Raw genomic sequence first — 17410 nt, forward strand, 5'->3', positions numbered from 1 at the left:
GAAGCACGCCGGCGGCCCCTTGCGGAGGAGCAAGGGGCCGCCGGACAGTTCGCTAGGCGGTGATGGTCACCAGGTGGTCGAACTCGCCCGCCTGAGTGCCCTGGAGGAACGCGGCGAAGTTGCGGGCGGTGGTGCGGACGATGACGTCGCCCTCGTCGGACTCCCGGAGTTCGATCACACCAGCATCGGCTCGCACCTCAACACAGTCTGCGTTCGAGCCCGAGAAACTGGACTTCTGCCAGGTGGAGTTACGCATATTTACTTTCCATGTCCTTCTTGATGGAGCGAATAAACTCTCGGGACTCCTCCCCCGAGAGAGCAGCCGAACCGATCCGGGCGAGCAGCGACCGAAACCTGGCCGTGTGAGCCGGGGCATCGAAGAGAAGGTTTCCGACACCCGAGTCCGACTGAACCGTGTCGAGTTCCTGAACCGGACCCTCGACGTACGTGAAGTTCTCGTTGGGCAGCGGGATCATGTCGACGTCGAACAGCACGACTCGGATGGAGATGTTGGGCCGCTCTGAGGCCTCGACAAGGGCGCCGAGTTGCTCGGCTTGGACCCTTGCCCCGCCGAACTGCATCCGCAGCGCCGCTTCATGGATGTATGCGGTGTACGGAGTCGCCTCGGAACGGATGATGTGCTGACGCCGCAGGCGGAAGGAGGCTCTCAGGTCGACCTCGTGCCCCGGCAGAGGCGGATAGGAGCGAGCGAAGACGGCTGAGGCATAGGTGTTGGTCTGAAGCAGCCCATGGATGAAGGCCATCGTGTAGACCGAGAGCGCCCGTGCGTGAGCCTCGATCTCAGCAACTTCGAGGAAGTCCTGCGAAAGGTTCCCCCGGTACTCCTCCCACCAGCCTCCCTTGTCGCGGTCCGTGATGATGTCCGCGAGCGCGTCGATCAGGGGCTCGTTGACGCACATGCACAACGCCGCGATCGTGCGCAGGCGTTCGACGCTGATGCCGGTCTTGCCGCTCTCCATCTGCGTCACGTGGGCGGGGTTGATGCCCAGTGCGCGGGCGAGCTGGCTGCCGCCGAGGCCGGCCTGTTCCCGCATCCTGCGAAGTTCGGCACCCAACCGCAACTGGCGAAGCGTCGGGTTCGATCGAAGGGCCATGGGTCCAGTCTGCCAGCCCCGTTCGGGGGAACTTCTCGTGGATCGCCACAAATCTGTGGCGCCTCACGCTATCGTCACCCTCAGAACGATCCGATGGATCGTCAGACACGCCTTGGTTCAGGGCAGTAGGCGCCTGCTGCCCTCCGGCCGAAGAGCGGCCACGCCCTGGTCCTGCTCGCGGCTCTCCCCCTCCACACCCATACCTCTCGGAGGTTCCCGTGTGCACCTTGAACACCCCCTCCCTCACCCTCACCCGGCAGGCCCTGCGGAGCGCCCTGACCCGCGCCTCCTGGGACACCGAGACCATCTTCAACGCCGAACTCGCCCTCGGCGAACTCATCGTCAACGCGTGGCGGCACGCCGGTACCGCCTCGCCCGTCGTCTACTTCTCCCTGGACGTCGACACCCTCCGGGTCTGCGTCGCGGACGAGAGCGCTCTGCTCCCCCAGGAGAAGCCCCTCTCCCTGCTCGCCGAGTCCGGTCGGGGCCTCCAGCTCGTCGCCGGGCTCACCCACCGCTGGGGCGTCGACCCCCAGGAGCGTGGCAAGACGGTCTGGTACGAGCTGGACTCCGCCGCGTGACCCGCGAACCGATCGCCCCCGACGACCCCCGGATGCGGAACTTCGCCGCCCCGCACATCACCGGCCTGCTCGGGGAGTTGCACCGTCGGGGCCTCCCGTACGGGCTGCTCTGGGGCTCGGCCTCGGCGGGCGAGACGATCCTCGACGGGCGTCTCCTCGTCGACTTCGGCAACGCGCCCGTGAGCACCCTCGTCAACCTCCTCCACCTGCTGCGGGACCTGGACCGGGAGGCGGCGTGGGAGCGGTGAGCCTCCTCGAACCGCGCTGAACACATGCGAAGGCCCTCGCCCACCGAAGGGGCGAGGGCCTCGCGGCGTCCGTCGGCTCCGGGTCAGCCGCCGGACGGGTTCCTGGGAGCGCCGCCACCGGCACCGCCGCCGAAGCCACCACCACCACCGAATCCGCCGGCGGCGCCTTCGACCAGCTGGCTGGCGGTGTAGCCACCGTTGGCGTCGGGGGTGCCGACGACCGTCACGCTCTGGCCGGGCTGCAGGTCCCCGACCTTGCCCTCCTTGTTGAGCTGGACCTTCGTCGCGTCGCCGGTGGTGACCTTGATGGTGTTGCCGTTGGTGTCGGTCAGGTAGACCGTGTTGCCGTCGACGGCCTTGACCGTGCCCCGGGCGAAGCCGGCCTGCCCGCCCTGCCCCTGCCCGCCCTGCCCAGCGCCCTGCCCGGTGCCCTGGCCCCCACGGCGGGAGCCGCCCTGCCCCTGCCCGTAGCCGCCTCCCTGAGCAGCCGCACCCGCAGCGGCGGCCGCCGGCCGGGCGGAGGACTTCCCGCCGCCCGTCGGCCCGTTGTTCTGCTGGTACCAGACCCCGCCCGCGAACGCCCCGGTGGCGATCACGCCGCCCGCCAGCACCAGGCTGAGCCAGGGCAGCTTCCGCCTCGGCGGCGCGGCCAGTTCGGCGCTCACGTCCCGCGCGTCCGGCGGGGTGGCGAGGAGGGCGACCTGCTCGGCGGGGGTTCCGGGCCCGACGGTGGCGATCTCTTTGCTCATGACAGTGGAGTCCTACTCGTGCCGGAGGGCGTCGATCGGCCGCAGCGAGGCGGCCCGGTTGGCGGGGTAGCTGCCGAAGAACAGCCCGATGGCGACGGCGATGGCGAAGGCGCCGAGCACCGATTCGGGGATCACCACGGGTTTGATGCCGACGATGCTGAAGTGCGAGCCGGCGATCCCGGCGGCCACGCCCAACCCCGCGCCGATCACCGAGAGCAGCGTCGACTCGGTGAGGAACTGCCCGAGGATCACCGCGCGCGGGGCACCGAGCGCCTTGCGGATGCCGATCTCCCTGGTCCGCTCGGTGACCGTCACCAGCATGATGTTGGTGATCCCGATCCCGCCGACCAGCAGCGAGATCGCGGCGACCGCGCCGAGCAGCACGGTGAAGGTCTTCGTCGTGCTCTCCCTCGCGGTGAGCAGGGAGGCCTGGCTGGTGATCCGGAAGTCCGCCTTGGCGGGGTCGGCGATCGCGTGCGTGCCGAGCAGGACGCGGGTGATCTCGGACTGGGCGGCCGTGGTGCTGTCCGCGTTCGCGGCCTGGACCAGGATCTGGTTGACGGAGCCGAAGCCGGTGAAGGCGTTCTGCACCGTCGGCAGCGGGGCGATGACGACGTCGTCCGGGTCGGTGAAGCCGCTGCCGCCCTTGGCCTGGAGCACGCCGACCACGGTGAACGGCGTGCCGCCGAGGACGACGGACTTGCCGACCGGGTTCTCGGTGTCGAACAGCTGCTTGGCCGTCGTCGCGCCGAGCACCGCGACCTTGCGCGAGTCGAGCACGTCGTCGTCGGTGAAGTACTCGCCGTGCGCGACCTTCTGGTTGGCGGTCTCGAAGTACGACGGGTAGGTGCCGACGATCGAGCCGGGGCTGTACGAGATGTTCCCGTACAGCGCGGTGCCGCTGGTGGTGACCACCGGGGCGACCGACCTGATCGCCCCCGCGTCGGTGTCGCTCGCCAGCGCCTTGGCGTCGGCGACCGTCAGCTTCTTCACCGAGGAGGTGGCCCGGGAGCCGCCGTTGGCCGAACCGGAGCTGACCGTCAGGGAGTTGGTGCCGAGCGAGGTGATCGAGTCCTTCACCGCCACCGACGAGCCATTGCCGACCGCCAGCAGCAGGATCACCGAGGCCACGCCGATCAGCACGCCGAGCATGGTGAGCGCCGAGCGCACCTTGTTGGCGGCCAGGCCGCCGACCGCGAAGCGGAGCGTCTGCCAGAGGATCACGCCGGCACCTCCGCGCCCGCCGGGCCCGCCGCGAGCTCCGCGTAGGCCGTGTCCAGGAAGGGCGGCGGCCCCTCCACGGGCGCCTGCCGCAGATCGCTCACGATCTGCCCGTCGACCAGTCGCAGCACCCGCTTGGCGTGCCGGGCGACCTCGTCCTCGTGGGTGATCAGCACGACCGTGCGGCCGGTGGCGTTGAGCCCGTCGATCAGGGCCAGCACCTCCTCCGTCGAGCGGCTGTCGAGGTTGCCGGTCGGCTCGTCGGCGAGCAGCATCGCGGGCGCCGTCACCAGGGCCCGCGCCACCGCGACGCGCTGCTGCTGGCCGCCGGAGAGCTCGTTGGGCTTGTGGCCGGCCCGCTCGGCGAGCCCGACGAGCGACAGCGCGGCCATCGCCCGGCGGCGCCGCTCGGCGGTCCGGACGCCCGCGTAGGCGAGCGGCAGCTCGACCTGGGCGAGGGCGGTGGTGCGGGGCACCAGGTTGAAGGACTGGAAGACGAAGCCGATCTTGCGGTTGCGCACCAGTGCGAGCTGCTGCTCGTCCAGGTGGCCGACGTCGGTGCCGTCGAGGAGGTAGCGGCCGGCGGTCGGGACGTCCAGGCAGCCGAGGATGTTCATCAGGGTGGACTTGCCGGAGCCGGAGCTGCCCATCACGGCGACGAAGTCGCCTTGTTCGATGTCCAGGCTGACGCCCCGCGGCGCACCGGTCTCCGGGTCGGAGGGGCCGCGCAGCGCGTGCACGGTGGCGTCGCCGTGCCCGTACGCCTTGGTGAGGCCGCGGATGCGGATCACCGGGACGGGGTGCGCGGGGACGCGCTTGTCGATGACGTGACGCATGCTCACGAGTCAGCCCTTGCCGCCGCGACCGGCCCCGGCACCGGCGCCGCCACCGCCACCGGAACCGCCCGGGAAGACCCCGCCGCCGGCCCCGCCCCGGTTGCCGCCGAGGCCCGGGAAGGAGGCGTTCGGGAAGCCGTTCCCGCCGCTGGTGGTGGGGAGTTCGACCTTGTCGCCCTCCTTCAGCCCGGAGACCACCTGCACCGTGCTGTCGCCCTCGACCCCGACCCCGACGGTGACCCGCTCGGAGGCGCCGTCCGGCTGCACCAGGGTCGCGGTGCGCGAGGTGCCGGTGCCGGACAGCGCGGAGGTGGGCAGCGAGAGCGCGTTGTCGGCCTCGCCGGTGATCACCTGGACGGTGGCGCTGAGGCCGGTGCGCAGCGTGCTGGTGTCGCCGGTGATCTGCAGCATGGCCGCGTACTGGACGGCGGCCGATCCGGCCGCGCCGCCGGAGCCGCTGCCGGTGGGCAGCGAACTGACCGACAGGACCGTCGCGTTGAGCTTGGTGTCGGACTGCGCGTTCAGGGTGACGGTGGCCGCCTCGCCCTTCTTCAGCTTGAGCGAGTCGAGCTCGGAGAAGTTCGCGGTGACCTGCATCCCGGTCGGGTTGGTGAGCACGATGAAGCCGCTCGGGGCGGCCGCCGAACCCGTGCCGGTCCCGGTGGACTTGCCGGAGGAGGACGAGGCGGAGGCGCCGGAGCCGGTGGCCCCGACGGTGTCGCCGACCTTGCCGGAGACCGAGGCGACCGTGCCGTCCACCGAGGCGGTCAGGGTGGTGCCGGCCAGCGCCGCCTGGGCGTTGGCCAGGTTGGTCTGCGCGGTGGCGACCTGCTGCTGGGCCTGGGCCACGGCCGCGTCGTCGACCTTGGTGGTGGTGACGGTGGTGGTCTGCGGGGCGGGCGTACTGCTCCCGCCCGCCCCGCGTCCACCGCTGCCGGCCCCGCCGCCGGGGGTGGCGGCGGAGGTGGCGCCCGGCAGCTGCTCGGTGGTCGTGGTGGTGACCCCGGCCTGGGCCTTGGTGAGGTTGGCCTGGGCCGTGGTGAGCGCGGCCTGGGCCGCGTCCACCTGCTGCTGGGCCGCCGTGGTGTCGACGGTGGCGAGCACCTGGCCCTTCTGCACGGCGTCCCCGACCGTGACCTTCACCGCGGTGAGCTTCCCGCCGGTGGTGAAGTCCTGGGCGGCGTCGGTCGGTGAGACCAGGGTGCCGGTTCCGGACACGGTGGCCAGGACGGTGCCCTTGGACACCGTGGCGGTACGGGCCGCGGGCTTCGCGGAAGCCGGGCCCGAGCTGCCGCTGACCGTGGCGTACACCAGGGCGGCGCCGCCCAGCAGGGCCACGCCGAGCGCGGAGTTGACGAGGACGGCGCCTCGCCGCCGTGGGAGCACCTTCATGGCGGACAGCTTCCCGGCGGGCTCTTGCGTCGTGCTGGGCGGCGGCTGGGAGAAGCCTGACCGGCCGGATCCGGGCATTGCGGACAGAACATCCGTCCCGTGCGGGCGCCTTGGCCGTCCCGTGGGCGGCCGTTGGGCGAACTCCCAGCGGGCTCCCAGCGATCTCCAGCCATCCGGGAGGGCGTTCTGAGGACGTTCTCACGGAGGCGCGAGGAGCTGCCGGGAGCTCCGGGGAGGCGCGCGGCGCCACGCGGCACCCGCGCGGAAACGCCGCAGGGGCGCGCCGGCGGACCGACGCGCCCCTGCGGGCCCCGAGGGAAGAGTCAGAGCGACTTGCGGAAGGCCTCCGCCACCGCCAGGAAGATCGAGTTGCCCTCGGCCTCGCCGATCGACACCCGCACGCCCTCCGGGAACGGCCGCACGATCACACCGGCCTCGGCGCACGCGGCGGCGAACTCCTGCGAGCGGTCGCCGAGCCAGAGCCAGACGAAGTTGGCCTGCGAGTCCGGGATCTCCCAGCCCTGGGCGCGCAGCCCGGCCACCACCCGGGTGCGCTCCTCGACCAGCGCCTCCACCCGCTCCAGCAGCGCCTCCTCGGCGCGCAGCGAGGCGACGGCCGCGTCCTGGGCGAGCCGGCTCACGCCGAACGGGGTGGCGACCTTGCGCAGCGCGGCCGCCACCGGCTCGTGCGCGATCGCGAAGCCGACCCGCAGGCCCGCCAGGCCGTACGCCTTGGAGAAGGTGCGCAGCACGCAGACGTTCGGGCGGTCCCGGTAGAGGTCGATGCCGTTGGGCACCTCGGGGTCGCGGATGAACTCGATGTAGGCCTCGTCGACCACGACCAGGACGTCGGCCGGGACGGCGTCCAGGAAGCGCTCCAGCTCGGCGCGGTGGATCACGTTGCCGGTGGGGTTGTTGGGGTTGCAGACGAAGACCAGCCGGGTGTTCGGGGTGATCGCGGCGAGCATCGCGTCCAGGTCGTGGTCGCCGTTCGCCTTGAGCGGCACCGGGACGGGGGTGGCCCCGGCGACGGTGGCGACGATCGGGTACGCCTCGAAGGAGCGCCAGGCGAAGATCACCTCGTCGCCCGGGCCGGCCGTGACGAGCACCAGCGACTGGGCGATGCCGACCGAGCCGGTGCCGGTGGCGATGTGCTCGGCGGGCACCCCGAAGCGCTCGGCCAGCACCGAGGTCAGCTCGGTGACGCCCATGTCGGGGTAGCGGTTGAACGAGCCGGCCGCCTTGACCGCCGTCTCCAGCACGCCGGGCAGCGGCTCGTAGGGGTTCTCGTTCGAGGACAGCTTGTAGGCGTCGGCGCCGGCCGGCTTGCCGGGCTTGTACGTGGGGATGCCGTCGAGGGTCGGCCGCAGCCGCGGGCCCTGCGCTGACGTACCACTGCTCACGGTCGTACTCCGTTTCCAGTTGCGGAACTCTCCGGTGCGCTCGCCCGCCACGGACGGGGTCGCCGCCGTGCCCGGGACCTCGTGACGCGTCCGGACCACCCCGGTCGGGTGCCTTGCACGATACCGACCGCCCTCACCCGTAGGAGTGAGATGCCCGGTCGGGTTACAGGCGCAGATCAGCCATTCTGCCCGGTTCCTTTGGCACATGTCAGAGGTAAGAGGCCTGGTTTCAGGCGGGTATCGAAGGGGCGCACCCCGGCTCACTCGTGGAGAAACGTATCTTTGCGGGCTCCCGATGCGCCGGTCACAGACCCTTGTCAGGAGCCATACGATCGGTCCGCCATGACAGCAGCAGCCAACCAGAGCGGTCGGCGTCCCACCACCTCACGGCGTCTGGAGCGGGCCGGCATCCGGGATGTGGCAGCAGCCGCCGGAGTGTCGATCACCACTGTCTCCGATGCGCTGAACGGGAAGGGCCGCCTGCCCGACGAGACCCGCAGCCGGGTGCGCGAGGTCGCCGAGCGCCTCGGCTACCGCCCTTCCGCGGCCGCCCGCACCCTGCGCACCGGACGGTCCGGCCTGATCGGCCTGACCGTCACGACCTACGGTGAAGAGCCGTTCACCTTCACCGAGTTCGCGTACTTCGCCGAGATGGCCCGGGCCGCCACCAGCGCCGCCCTCGGCCGCGGCTACGCGCTGGTGGTGCTGCCCGCCTCCTCCCGCCACGACGTCTGGGGCAACATCGCCCTCGACGGCACCGTGGTCATCGACCCGCCCGACCAGGACCCCCTGGTGAGCGAGCTGTACCGGTCCGGCGTCCCGGTGGTCAGCGACGGCAAGCCCGGCAACTGCCCGGTCACCGCCTGGGTCGACAACGACCACGAGGCCGCCGTGCTCGGCATCCTCGACCACCTCTCCGAGGCCGGCGCCCGCCGCATCGGCCTGCTCACCGGCACCAGCACCGACACCTACACCCGGCTCTCCACCGAGGCCTACCTCGGCTGGTGCGCCAAGGTCGGCCAGGAGCCGGTGTACGAGACCTACCCGGCGCACGACCCGGCCGCCGGCGCCGTCGCCGCCGACCGGCTGCTCGCCCGGCCCGACCGGCCGGACGCCGTCTACGGGCTGTTCGACCCCAACGGCACCGACCTGCTGGCCGCCGCCCGCCGGTACGGCCTGCGGGTGCCGGACGACCTGCTGCTGGTCTGCTGCAGCGAGAGCGACGTCTACGCCACCACCGAACCGCCGATCACCACGCTCTCGCTCAAGCCGCGCAAGATCGGCACCACCGTGGTCAACCTGCTCATCGACGCGATCGAGGGCGTGGACTCCGGGACGGGCGTCGACATCGCCCGGCTCTTCCCGCCCCGGTTCCGCACCGCCGGCACCGGGCCGCCGCCGGGCACCCTGATGCCGACCGAACTGATCGTCCGCGCGTCCTCCCAGCGCCGGAGTCCGCGCACCACCGTCAGCCCGCCCCGGTCGCCTGGCGAGGTTTAGACCACCGCGCCGCGGCGGCCCCGGGACCGGGCCGCCGCGCCCGGGCAGAGCTGACGAGACCGTACCGAGCCGGGACAAAACGGACCTTGTGGGGCCGCCCGGCTGACGCTCCGGAGGATTGGATACCCACCAGGTGACGACGCCGGGAGAGTGGTCTTCCTATGATGGGCGAATGACACCCGAGGACCGCTTCCCCGGGCCTGAGCACCCCCACTCAGGCCCCCGCCACCAGCCGGACCTCGACGTGCTGCCGTACGGCACCTATTACGAACCCGATCCCTCCACCGGCTACCCCGCGGCCCCGTACGACGGGGAGACCCACGACGGGGAGACCTACAGCGGCTACGGCGGAGCCCGCTACCTGGAGCAGCACTGGCCCGCCGACGGCCAGGGCCACACCGTGCACGCCCAGGGGATCGGCATGGACCACAGCCCGGCCTTCGCGCAGCAGGGACAGGGCGGCTACGAGAACGGACCGGGGTACGAGGGGGGCCAGGAGCAGGGCGGGTACGACGGTCAGGAGCAGAACGGGTACGAGGGCGGCCAGGAGCGGAGCGGGTACGAGGGCCAGGACCAGGGCGGCTACGAACCCACCCTGCCCGACCAGCCCTCCCCGGCGCTCCAGCTCGCCGGCCGCGACGACCCGCCGACCATCGAGCTCGGCCCGCCGCTGCCCGACCCCGCCGCGCCGACCTACCCGTACCCGGCCCCCGGCCCCGGCGAGCCCCCCGGCCCGGTCTACGTCGTCGGCGACGTCCACGGCTACCTGGAGGAGCTGCGCGCCGAGCTGCGCCACCAGGGCCTGATCGACGCCGACGGCCACTGGTCCGCCGGCCGCGCCCGGATCTGGTTCCTCGGCGACTTCACCGACCGCGGCCCCGACGGCATCGGCGTCATCGACCTGGTCATGCAGCTGGCCGCCGAGGCCGCCGCGGCCGGCGGCTACTGCCGCGCCCTGATGGGCAACCACGAACTGCTCTTCCTCGGCGCCGCCAAGTACGGCGACGAGCCCGTCCAGTCCACCGCCGGCACCGCCTCCTTCCTCGCCGCCTGGCGGCTCAACGGCGGCCAGCAGAACGACCTGGACCGCCTGGAGGCGCACCACATCAGCTGGCTCTCCCGGCTCCCCGCCATGGCGGTGGAGGACGGCCACCTGCTGCTGCACTCCGACACCACCGCGTACCTGGAGTACGGCGAGTCCATCCCCGACGTCAACGACGCGGTGCACAGCCTGCTCGCCGACGGCAGCGTGGACGAGTGGTGGGACTGCTTCCGCCGCTTCACCAAGCGGTTCGCCTTCCGCGGCGAAGCCGGGCCGCTGGCCGTCCACGAGCTGCTGGACACCTACGGCGGCAGCCGGATCGTGCACGGGCACAGCCCGATCCCGTACCTCACCGGCGCGGTGCACAACGACGACGGCCAGCCGCCGCACATCCCCGGGCCGTACGTGTACGCGGACGACCTCGCGGTGGCGATGGACGGCGGCGTCACCATGGAGGGGCGGCTGCTGGTCGCCCGGCTGCCCATCGGCTGACCGCCCGGCCGCCTGTCACCCGACCGCCCGGCCGTACGCCAACTGACGCCAGGCATAGAACAGTTGTTCCCGGCGCCCGAACCGTCGCACGCGCGCGTCCGGGGGCGCGAAATTCCGGAAACCGACTGTCAGCCCGGGCGTGCCCGCCCCTACCATGAGGCACACCACACCCGGCCGCCCGTCCGGCGGCCCGCCTCCGCGCCCGTTTCGGCGTCCTGAGGGCCGTGCGCCCCCGGGGCCGAGCGAACGGGGTCCGCACGAACGGGGTCCCCATGACCAACCCCCCGCCCCTGCTCGCCGAGGACCGCCCGGAGTACGAGCGCCTCCTCACGGAAGCCCTGCGCGACCGCACCGTCCTCACCGCCCTGCGCGCACCCGGCGCGCTCGCCACCGCCGAACTGCGCCTCCGCGCCCTGCGCGACGCCGACCGCGTCAACGCCGCGGCCGCCACCGAGTACGCCCACTACACCCGGCTGCGCGAGGCCCTGCACAGCACGCCCCCGCCACCGCCCGGCGGCGAACCCGCCAACCCCGGGCTGCTCACCCAGCTGCGCACCGGCGGCGGCGGAGGCGGACCGTTCCCCGTCCTCACCGTGCTCACCCCGATCCTGGCCTGGGCCGCCGCCCTGTTCCTGCTGCTGATCGGCTACCTGCTGCGCGCCGCCGAGCCGGGCCTCGCCCTCGCCGGCTCCCTGGTCACGGCCGGCTGGGTGGCGCTCGCCGCCGGGGTCGCCGCGATGGCCATCGGCATCATCGGGCTGCTGCTCACCGCCCTGCGCGACGGCGCCGCCGCCGCCCCGGCCGGCACCGACCCGGAGCTCGCCGCCGAACTCGGCGACGCCCACGGCGAATGGCGCACCGCGCTGCGCGAGCGCGGACTCCTCCCGTACCTGCTCGACGCGCTGCCGCCGGTGCCGGACCCGGCGACCCGACCCGGCGTCAGCCGCCCCGACGGCACCGGTCCCGACTTCAGCAGCCCGGACTTCACCGGACCCGGCTACAGCTCACCCTCGTTCACCAGCCCCGGCGCCGAAGGACTGACCGACCGCGAAGGCCGCGTCCCCCGCCCGGCCGGCTTCACCCCGCCCGACTTCACCGGCCCCGGGTACACCCCGCCCGACTTCACCGGACCCGACGCCGAAAAACTCACCGACCGCGAAGGCCGCGTCCCCCGCCCCGCCGGCTTCACCCCACCCGACTTCACCGGACCCGGGTACACCCCGCCCGACTTCACCGGACCCGACGAGGTCCGCTGAACCCTCCGCTCCCCGGCCGGCGCCCCCGGACCGGGGGACATCCCCACCCCCGCTCCCCGGCCGGCGCCCCTGGACCGGGGGACATCCCCACCCCCGGTCCGGGGGCGGCCACCATCGTCCCGGGCCCCGCTGCCCGCCAGGCTGGAACCCACGAGTGGAGCACGACCCGGGGGAGACCAGCGATGCGCACCGGACCCGTCCGACCGGCCCGAACCGGACCGGCCCTGCTGCTGGTCACCGCCCTGCTGGCGGCCCTGCTGGGACTGCTCCCCGGCGTCGGAGCCGAAGCAGCCGCAGCCGAGGCGGCGGGCGATCCGGTCCCCAGCCCGGTCGACTTCACCGGCGCCGGCGGCACCGTCCTGCACGGCCTGGTGCTGGCCGCGCCCGGCGCGAAGGCCGGCACCCCCGGCCCGGGACTGGTCATGCTCCCCGGGGCCGGCCCGGGCCCGATCGCCGAGCTGCGGGCCGCCGCCGAGTCGTACGCGCGGCACGGCGTCACCGTCCTCGTCTTCGACAAGCGCACCGACGGCTACTCGACGACCCACCGGGACTACGGGCAGCTGGCCGACGACGCCCTGGCCGCCGTCCGGCTGCTGCGCGCCCGGCCGGAGGTCACCCCGGACCGGGTCGGCCTGTGGGGCCTGTCCGAGGGCGCCTGGGTGGCCTCGCTCGCCGCCACCCGCACCACCGAGGCGGCGTACCTGGTCACCGTCGGGGCCGTCGGCCTCACCCCGGCCCGCCAGCAGGCCTGGGCGTACCAGGGCTACCTGCGCCACGCCGGCGTCTCCGGCTCGCTGGTCACCGCGCTCTCGGACACCTCCGTCCGCCTGCTCTCGGCGGCCGGGCTCTTCCCGGAGGCCGACTACGACCCGGTGCCGGTGTGGGAGCGGGTCCGGCAGCCCGTCCTGGCCGAGTGGGGCACGCTCGACCGCGAGGCCGCCCCCGAGGAGAGCGCGACGATCATCCGCCGGGCCCTCGACCGCGGCGGCAACACCCACTACACGCTGCGGACCGTCCCCGACGTCCGGCACAACCTGCACCTGACCCGGGACGACGGCTACGACCGGCCCGACCTGCTCCCCGCCGACTACGCCGGGACCGAGTCCGCCTGGATCCAGCGGCTCGCCACCGGCCTCCCCGCCGCCTCCGCCGACCCGGCCCCGCACCAGGACACCCGCAGCCTCGCGCTCGACCCGCTCCCCTGGTACGAGTCCACCTGGTTCGAGGTCGTCGCCACCCTGCTCTGCCTGACCGGCTTCGCGGGCTACGCGCTGAGCGGCGCCGTCCGCCTCCTGCGCCGCCGGCCGCGCCCGGCCGCCCTGCCCCGGGCCGCCCGCTGGGCCGCCCTCGCCGGAACGGCCGCCCTCCTGGGCGCCCTCGGCTACCTGCTCTTCCTGATGCTCACCGCCGCGATGTTCCCCGGCCCGGTCCTGTTCGGCCGCCCGGTGGTCTGGCTGGCCGTCCAGCTGCTCGCGCTGTTCGCCCTCGGGGCGGCCGCCGTCGCCGCGGCCGGCGCCCGGCGGGAGCGGGCCGCCCTGGCCGCCGCCTCCATGGCCGACCGGGCGCGGCTGGGCGCCCTGCTGCTGGCCGGGCTGGTGTTCCTGCCCTGGGCCCTGTCCTGGGGACTGCTGCTGCCCTGACCCCCCGCCATCGGGGCAACGGCCCGCTCCCTCGCCCGGGGGAGCGGGTTCGGCCCGGATGAGGACGCCCCGGCCGGCCCGCTCCGGGAGGGTCGGAGCCGGTGGCGGACGGACCGCGTCCGCCCGGATCGGGAGGCGGAACCATGGGCGCACGGACGATCGCGGCACGACTGCACGGCACCTCCGCACCGGGCGTGCCCCGCTGGGCGGTCCGCACCGGGTACGCGATCACCCTGGCCGTCCTGCCCTCCTGCCTCTGGCGGATCGGCGGCTTCATCGTCGGCCTGCCGCTGCTCGACCACGGCCCGACACCAGCGGAGCGGGACCCCGCCCCGTTCGACGGAGGCTGGGCGTACATCCTCGCGCTCAGCGTGGTCAGCGAGGCGCTGGCCCTCCTCTGCTTCGGCCTGGTCGCCCGCTGGGGCGAGGTGTGGCCGGGGTCGTCACCCACGGCTGGCAGACCGTCGTGTTCTGGATCGGCTACCTGCCGCTGGCCGCCTGGGGGCCGCTCCTCGCCGTGCTCACCGTGCACTACTACCGTCGGCGCAGGGCGAGTTGAACCGCTTCGGGGCGGGCGCGGTCAGTCCGTCGCCGGCGCGCGGAGCGGCGCGCCCCCGGGCCGCTCCGCGACGACGTCCGTCGCCGCCCGGACGAAGGCGCGGACCCGGGCGGTGGTGTTGCTCTCCAGCCAGACCGGGCCGCGCTCGATCGGGGGCGCGTCGTGGATCGGCACGTACGCGACGTCCGGGCGCGGGTAGTAGCGGCGGGAGTGCTCGCCGACCGGGAGGACGCCGCGGCCCATCGCGACCAGGCTGAGCAGCTCGGAGAAGGTGCCGCCGGACGGGCCCTTGGGCACCGGACGGCCGGACGGGGTGCGGTCGGGGGTGCGGTCGCGCTTGAAGCCCGCCGAGGTGACGGCCGGGTACTGCACCACCGGGTGGTCGGCGAGCACCTCGACCGACACCGACCGCTCCGCGGCCAACGGGTGCCCGGCCGCCACCGCGAGGACCCGCCGCTCGGTCAGCAGCACCGGGCCGCGGGCCATGCCGTCGAACGGGTAGGAGGCGATCAGGACGTCGACCGAGCCGTCCTCCAGGCTCGACCGGGAGTTGGAGAGCTGCACCTCGCGCACGTCCACCCGGCAGTCCGGGTACCGCTCGCCGAACAGCGCGGCCGCCTTGAGCAGCACGGGCGCCGTCCACTCCCCGAGGAACGCCACCCGGAGCTCCCCGGTGACGCCCCGGGCGGCGTCCTCCGCCCGGCGCAGCGCCGCCTCCGTCGCCGCCGCCACCGGCACCAGGTCATCGGCCAACTGCCGCCCCAGCGCGGTGAGTCGGACCGACCGGCTGGTGCGGTCGAACAGCTGCGCACCGATCCGGCGCTCCAGTTTCCGCACCACCTGGCTGACCCGCCCCGTGGTCAGGTGCAGCCGCTCGGCGGTCCGCCCGAAGTGCAGCTCCTCGGCGAGCGCGAGGACGACCTCGATCTCCAGCCGCTCCAGCATCCCGGTCCCGCCCGCCCCTCGATCGTTGAATGCGGCTCAACGATCGTACGACGATCACGCGTTGATCAGTCCTCCGGCCAGGAGGATCGTGGAACCCGTCCCCAGCAGTCGCACCCGAGCGGAGCCGATCACCCATGCGCGTCGTAGCCTTCGACCACCTGGTCCTCAACGTCGCCGACGTCGAGCGTTCGCTGGCCTTCTACTCCGGCCAGCTCGGCCTGGCCCCCGTCCGGGTCGACGAGTGGCGGGCCGGCCGGGCGCCGTTCCCGTCCGTCCGGGTCGGCGCCGAGACCATCATCGACCTGGTCCACCGCCCCCGGCACGAGTCCAACGTCGACCACTTCTGCCTCACCGTCGAGCCCCTCGACTGGCAGGAGGTCATCGACGCCGGCACCTTCACCGTCCTCGAAGGCCCCGTCCCCCGCTACGGCGCCCGCGGCACCGCGACCTCCGTCTACGTCCAGGACCCGGACGGCAACACCGTCGAACTCCGCTGGTACCCCCAGGACACCGACCGCTGAGCGGCGCCGACCGCCGAAGGGCGCCGCCCCCGGCCCGTGCACCGGGCCGGGACGGCACGCGGCCGGCCGCCGGGTCAGCTCCGGCCGGCGAGGTGCTCGACCAGCCGGTCGAAGCTGGAGTTCAGCCCCGCCTCGGCCTCCGGGCCGCGGTACATCTCCGGCACCCCGGTCTGGTGCAGCACCACCCGGGTGCGGCCCTCGTCGAGCCCGGTGAAGGTGAGGGTGGAGCGCATGCCCGAGCCCTCCTCCACCATCGCGAAGAACTCGCCCGCCCGGATCTCGGTGATCTCCGCCTTCAACGGGTACCGGTCGCCGGTCTCGTCGACCACCATGGTGCTGTCGTAGCGCCCGCCCTCCTTCGCCTCGATGGTCACGGTGTCCAGCGGCACGTGGGTGCCGACCGGACCCCAGAAGCGGACGAACTGCTCCGGCTCGAAGTACGCCTCGAACGCGGCGGCGGGGGTGCCCGGCAGCTCGCGGGTGATGGTCAGCTCGCCCAGGTTCTCGGTCATCTCGGGATCTCCTCCGTGGTCACGTCTGTCGCTTGCACAGGGGTAGACCGGGACCGCCCCGAGAACTCATCGCTCCCCGCGAAAGTTTTTCCGACGAGTTCTCCGGAGCTCTTCCGACGAGCTCTCCTGAGCCTGACCCGGAGCCGGTTCCCGCTGCCCGCTGCCCGCTGCCCGCGCAGCGCCGACGGCCGTCAGCCGAGCAGGAGTTCCGCCGCCGGGGTGTGGTTCCCGGTCGCGGAGGCGCCGGCCATCGCCGAGGCGGCCGTCGTCGGGTCGGTGCCGGGCGGCACCACCAGCAGCAGGAAGTGGTCCTGGAGGCCCCGGGTGACGCTGATCGTCGCGTCGCTGCCCGGGAACCAGTTGATCCTGATCATCAGGCCGTTCGCCATCACGGACCGGGGCACACCGTCCCACGCCGAGGTGTCGAGGCCGACCCGGAGGATGCGCCCGAAGTGGGCGCCGAGCGCGGTGATCAGGTCCGGCAGTTCGGTGCTGACCTGGTTCGAGCGGGGCCACCAGGCCCCGTCGAAGACACCCTCCCGCGACTGCGTCGGCTCCAGCTCCAGGCGCGGCAGCAGCGGCGCACCGGGCACCGTCCACGGCCCGGTGGGCGAAGGGTTGGGGAGGGGGATCGGCATCATCTGAGGCCGCCCGTCCGGTCCACGCGGGACCCGTCATGACCCAGGGCGACGTCGACGCTGATGCCGGTGTGCGGAATGTCCTCGGCTGCCTCCCACGCTACTCCGCCGCGACCTCCCCCGGGCCGCCCGTCACCCCGCTCTCCGCCCCGTCCCGCGCACCGCACTCCGCGCCGTCCGCCCGGGGAGTAGCCTCGGAGACATCCAGGGCAACCCGCATTCCGGTCCCGTTCCGGCTTCGTTCTGGGTGAAGGACAGCCCGGCAGGCCCCGCTCCGGCGGGCGGCCGGAGACGGGAAGCGGTGAACGCCGTGACCACTCACTCGCCCCAGCCCGCACGACCCTGCCACGGCCTCACGGTCGCCGACGCCATGGACCCCTGCGACTACCAGATAGCCGACGACAGCACCGTCGACCAGGCCGACGACGTCCTCCGCGGCGCCCACCTCGACTACCTGCTCGTCCGCGGCCACGACGGCCGCTGCGAGGGGCTGGTCACCCGCACCGGACTCCATCCGTTCCTCACCCGCTCCTGGTACGCCGAGCGGACCGCGATCAGCTCGACCACCCACCAGCGCGGCCCGTTCGCCTGGCCGACCATGGGCCTGGCCCTGGCCGCGATCGCCATGCGGATCAAGCACCTCGCGGTCTGGCCCGTCGTCGACGAGGACGGCTACATCCTCGGCGCGCTGACCGCGGACCGCGCCGCCGGCCTGCTCGCCCCCGACCTGGTCGTCACCGTGCCCGCGTGACCCCGCCCC

At 73.4% G+C, this 17410-nt stretch carries 19 protein-coding genes; 9 read left to right on the forward strand and 10 right to left on the reverse strand.

Features of this window, described 5'->3' with window-relative positions; translation table 11 throughout:
* Positions 1-52 precede the first annotated feature (52 nt).
* Together ACLWS4_RS32890 and ACLWS4_RS32895 are read right to left on the reverse strand one after the other, a co-directional pair.
* A complete protein-coding gene (locus ACLWS4_RS32890) occupies positions 53-256 on the reverse strand; it encodes a DUF397 domain-containing protein (protein ID WP_074001990.1) in 204 nt (67 codons plus the stop codon).
* Entirely contained in the window at positions 249-1115 is an 867-nt protein-coding gene (locus tag ACLWS4_RS32895; RefSeq protein WP_416876046.1) for a helix-turn-helix domain-containing protein, read from the reverse strand. The genes ACLWS4_RS32890 and ACLWS4_RS32895 overlap by 8 nt, the downstream gene beginning before the upstream one ends.
* Before the next feature lie 227 nt (positions 1116-1342).
* On the opposite strand from ACLWS4_RS32895, the gene ACLWS4_RS32900 reads away from it, so the two are divergent.
* Both ACLWS4_RS32900 and ACLWS4_RS32905 read left to right on the forward strand, forming a co-directional pair.
* Complete coding sequence (locus ACLWS4_RS32900) at positions 1343-1696, forward strand: ATP-binding protein (protein ID WP_380743920.1); 354 nt, start codon at positions 1343-1345, stop codon at positions 1694-1696.
* On the forward strand, positions 1693-1944 hold the full coding sequence (locus tag ACLWS4_RS32905) for a hypothetical protein (protein WP_049651245.1): 252 nt from the start codon (positions 1693-1695) through the stop codon (positions 1942-1944). Before ACLWS4_RS32900 ends, ACLWS4_RS32905 begins: the two co-directional genes overlap by 4 nt.
* An 83-nt stretch (positions 1945-2027) precedes the next feature.
* Here ACLWS4_RS32905 and ACLWS4_RS32910 read toward each other — a convergent pair whose 3' ends face one another.
* The 5 genes from ACLWS4_RS32910 to hisC form a co-directional block, all read right to left on the reverse strand.
* Positions 2028-2693, reverse strand: a complete 666-nt coding sequence (locus tag ACLWS4_RS32910; RefSeq protein ID WP_416876047.1) for a DUF5666 domain-containing protein — start codon at positions 2691-2693, stop codon at positions 2028-2030.
* Between the two features lie 12 nt (positions 2694-2705).
* A complete protein-coding gene (locus tag ACLWS4_RS32915; protein ID WP_380781635.1) occupies positions 2706-3917 on the reverse strand; it encodes an ABC transporter permease in 1212 nt (403 codons plus the stop codon).
* Positions 3914-4750: an ABC transporter ATP-binding protein gene (locus tag ACLWS4_RS32920; protein ID WP_416876067.1), complete on the reverse strand. Its 837-nt coding sequence runs from the start codon at positions 4748-4750 to the stop codon at positions 3914-3916. Before ACLWS4_RS32920 ends, ACLWS4_RS32915 begins: the two co-directional genes overlap by 4 nt.
* A 9-nt stretch (positions 4751-4759) precedes the next feature.
* Positions 4760-6142 carry an efflux RND transporter periplasmic adaptor subunit gene (locus ACLWS4_RS32925; RefSeq protein ID WP_416876048.1) on the reverse strand — a complete coding sequence of 461 codons (1383 nt, stop codon included), beginning with the start codon at positions 6140-6142 and terminating at the stop codon, positions 4760-4762.
* Positions 6143-6465: 323 nt separating this feature from the next.
* Positions 6466-7545, reverse strand: a complete 1080-nt coding sequence (gene hisC / locus ACLWS4_RS32930) for a histidinol-phosphate transaminase (RefSeq protein WP_049651240.1) — start codon at positions 7543-7545, stop codon at positions 6466-6468.
* 342 nt (positions 7546-7887) lie between these two features.
* Between hisC and ACLWS4_RS32935 the strand changes: the two genes are divergently transcribed.
* From ACLWS4_RS32935 to ACLWS4_RS32955, 5 genes are all read left to right on the forward strand, one after another.
* Positions 7888-9045 carry a LacI family DNA-binding transcriptional regulator gene (locus ACLWS4_RS32935; RefSeq protein ID WP_074001983.1) on the forward strand — a complete coding sequence of 386 codons (1158 nt, stop codon included), beginning with the start codon at positions 7888-7890 and terminating at the stop codon, positions 9043-9045.
* A 421-nt stretch (positions 9046-9466) separates the two neighbouring features.
* Positions 9467-10579, forward strand: a complete 1113-nt coding sequence (locus ACLWS4_RS32940) for a metallophosphoesterase (RefSeq protein ID WP_082345671.1) — start codon at positions 9467-9469, stop codon at positions 10577-10579.
* 272 nt (positions 10580-10851) lie between these two features.
* Positions 10852-11835, forward strand: a complete 984-nt coding sequence (locus tag ACLWS4_RS32945) for a hypothetical protein (RefSeq protein ID WP_416876049.1) — start codon at positions 10852-10854, stop codon at positions 11833-11835.
* Between the two features lie 182 nt (positions 11836-12017).
* A complete protein-coding gene (locus ACLWS4_RS32950) occupies positions 12018-13475 on the forward strand; it encodes an alpha/beta hydrolase family protein (RefSeq protein WP_416876050.1) in 1458 nt (485 codons plus the stop codon).
* Positions 13476-13905: 430 nt separating this feature from the next.
* Positions 13906-14034: a hypothetical protein gene (locus ACLWS4_RS32955; RefSeq protein ID WP_416876051.1), complete on the forward strand. Its 129-nt coding sequence runs from the start codon at positions 13906-13908 to the stop codon at positions 14032-14034.
* 21 nt (positions 14035-14055) lie between these two features.
* Here ACLWS4_RS32955 and ACLWS4_RS32960 read toward each other — a convergent pair whose 3' ends face one another.
* Positions 14056-14979: a LysR family transcriptional regulator gene (locus ACLWS4_RS32960; RefSeq protein ID WP_416876052.1), complete on the reverse strand. Its 924-nt coding sequence runs from the start codon at positions 14977-14979 to the stop codon at positions 14056-14058.
* A gap of 134 nt (positions 14980-15113) precedes the next feature.
* Here ACLWS4_RS32960 and ACLWS4_RS32965 point away from each other — a divergent pair, with 134 nt between their 5' ends.
* A complete protein-coding gene (locus ACLWS4_RS32965; RefSeq protein WP_049659221.1) occupies positions 15114-15500 on the forward strand; it encodes a VOC family protein in 387 nt (128 codons plus the stop codon).
* Positions 15501-15574: 74 nt separating this feature from the next.
* On the opposite strand, the gene ACLWS4_RS32970 is transcribed toward ACLWS4_RS32965, so the two are convergent.
* Positions 15575-16012: an SRPBCC family protein gene (locus ACLWS4_RS32970; protein WP_117488805.1), complete on the reverse strand. Its 438-nt coding sequence runs from the start codon at positions 16010-16012 to the stop codon at positions 15575-15577.
* Positions 16013-16203: 191 nt separating this feature from the next.
* Positions 16204-16653: a DUF5994 family protein gene (locus ACLWS4_RS32975; RefSeq protein ID WP_375876529.1), complete on the reverse strand. Its 450-nt coding sequence runs from the start codon at positions 16651-16653 to the stop codon at positions 16204-16206.
* Positions 16654-16960: 307 nt separating this feature from the next.
* Between ACLWS4_RS32975 and ACLWS4_RS32980 the strand changes: the two genes are divergently transcribed.
* Positions 16961-17401: a CBS domain-containing protein gene (locus ACLWS4_RS32980; protein WP_159028656.1), complete on the forward strand. Its 441-nt coding sequence runs from the start codon at positions 16961-16963 to the stop codon at positions 17399-17401.
* Positions 17402-17410: the final 9 nt, after the last annotated feature.

It is taken from the genome of Kitasatospora sp. SC0581 (genome assembly GCF_048159585.1).
In the GTDB taxonomy this organism is placed as follows: Bacteria; Actinomycetota; Actinomycetes; order Streptomycetales; family Streptomycetaceae; genus Kitasatospora.

Excerpts from the sequence above, each read along its gene's own strand:
- ACLWS4_RS32890 (WP_074001990.1), bottom strand. The coding sequence starts at position 256 with ATGCGTAACTCCACCTGGCAGAAGTCCAGTTTCTCGGGCTCGAACGCA.
- ACLWS4_RS32895 (WP_416876046.1), bottom strand. The coding sequence starts at position 1,115 with ATGGCCCTTCGATCGAACCCGACGCTTCGCCAGTTGCGGTTGGGTGCC.
- ACLWS4_RS32910 (WP_416876047.1), bottom strand. The coding sequence starts at position 2,693 with ATGAGCAAAGAGATCGCCACCGTCGGGCCCGGAACCCCCGCCGAGCAG.
- ACLWS4_RS32920 (WP_416876067.1), bottom strand. The coding sequence starts at position 4,750 with ATGCGTCACGTCATCGACAAGCGCGTCCCCGCGCACCCCGTCCCGGTG.
- ACLWS4_RS32925 (WP_416876048.1), bottom strand. The coding sequence starts at position 6,142 with ATGAAGGTGCTCCCACGGCGGCGAGGCGCCGTCCTCGTCAACTCCGCG.
- ACLWS4_RS32935 (WP_074001983.1), top strand. The coding sequence starts at position 7,888 with ATGACAGCAGCAGCCAACCAGAGCGGTCGGCGTCCCACCACCTCACGG.
- ACLWS4_RS32940 (WP_082345671.1), top strand. The coding sequence starts at position 9,467 with ATGGACCACAGCCCGGCCTTCGCGCAGCAGGGACAGGGCGGCTACGAG.
- ACLWS4_RS32945 (WP_416876049.1), top strand. The coding sequence starts at position 10,852 with ATGACCAACCCCCCGCCCCTGCTCGCCGAGGACCGCCCGGAGTACGAG.
- ACLWS4_RS32950 (WP_416876050.1), top strand. The coding sequence starts at position 12,018 with ATGCGCACCGGACCCGTCCGACCGGCCCGAACCGGACCGGCCCTGCTG.
- ACLWS4_RS32960 (WP_416876052.1), bottom strand. The coding sequence starts at position 14,979 with ATGCTGGAGCGGCTGGAGATCGAGGTCGTCCTCGCGCTCGCCGAGGAG.
- ACLWS4_RS32965 (WP_049659221.1), top strand. The coding sequence starts at position 15,114 with ATGCGCGTCGTAGCCTTCGACCACCTGGTCCTCAACGTCGCCGACGTC.
- ACLWS4_RS32970 (WP_117488805.1), bottom strand. The coding sequence starts at position 16,012 with ATGACCGAGAACCTGGGCGAGCTGACCATCACCCGCGAGCTGCCGGGC.
- ACLWS4_RS32975 (WP_375876529.1), bottom strand. The coding sequence starts at position 16,653 with ATGATGCCGATCCCCCTCCCCAACCCTTCGCCCACCGGGCCGTGGACG.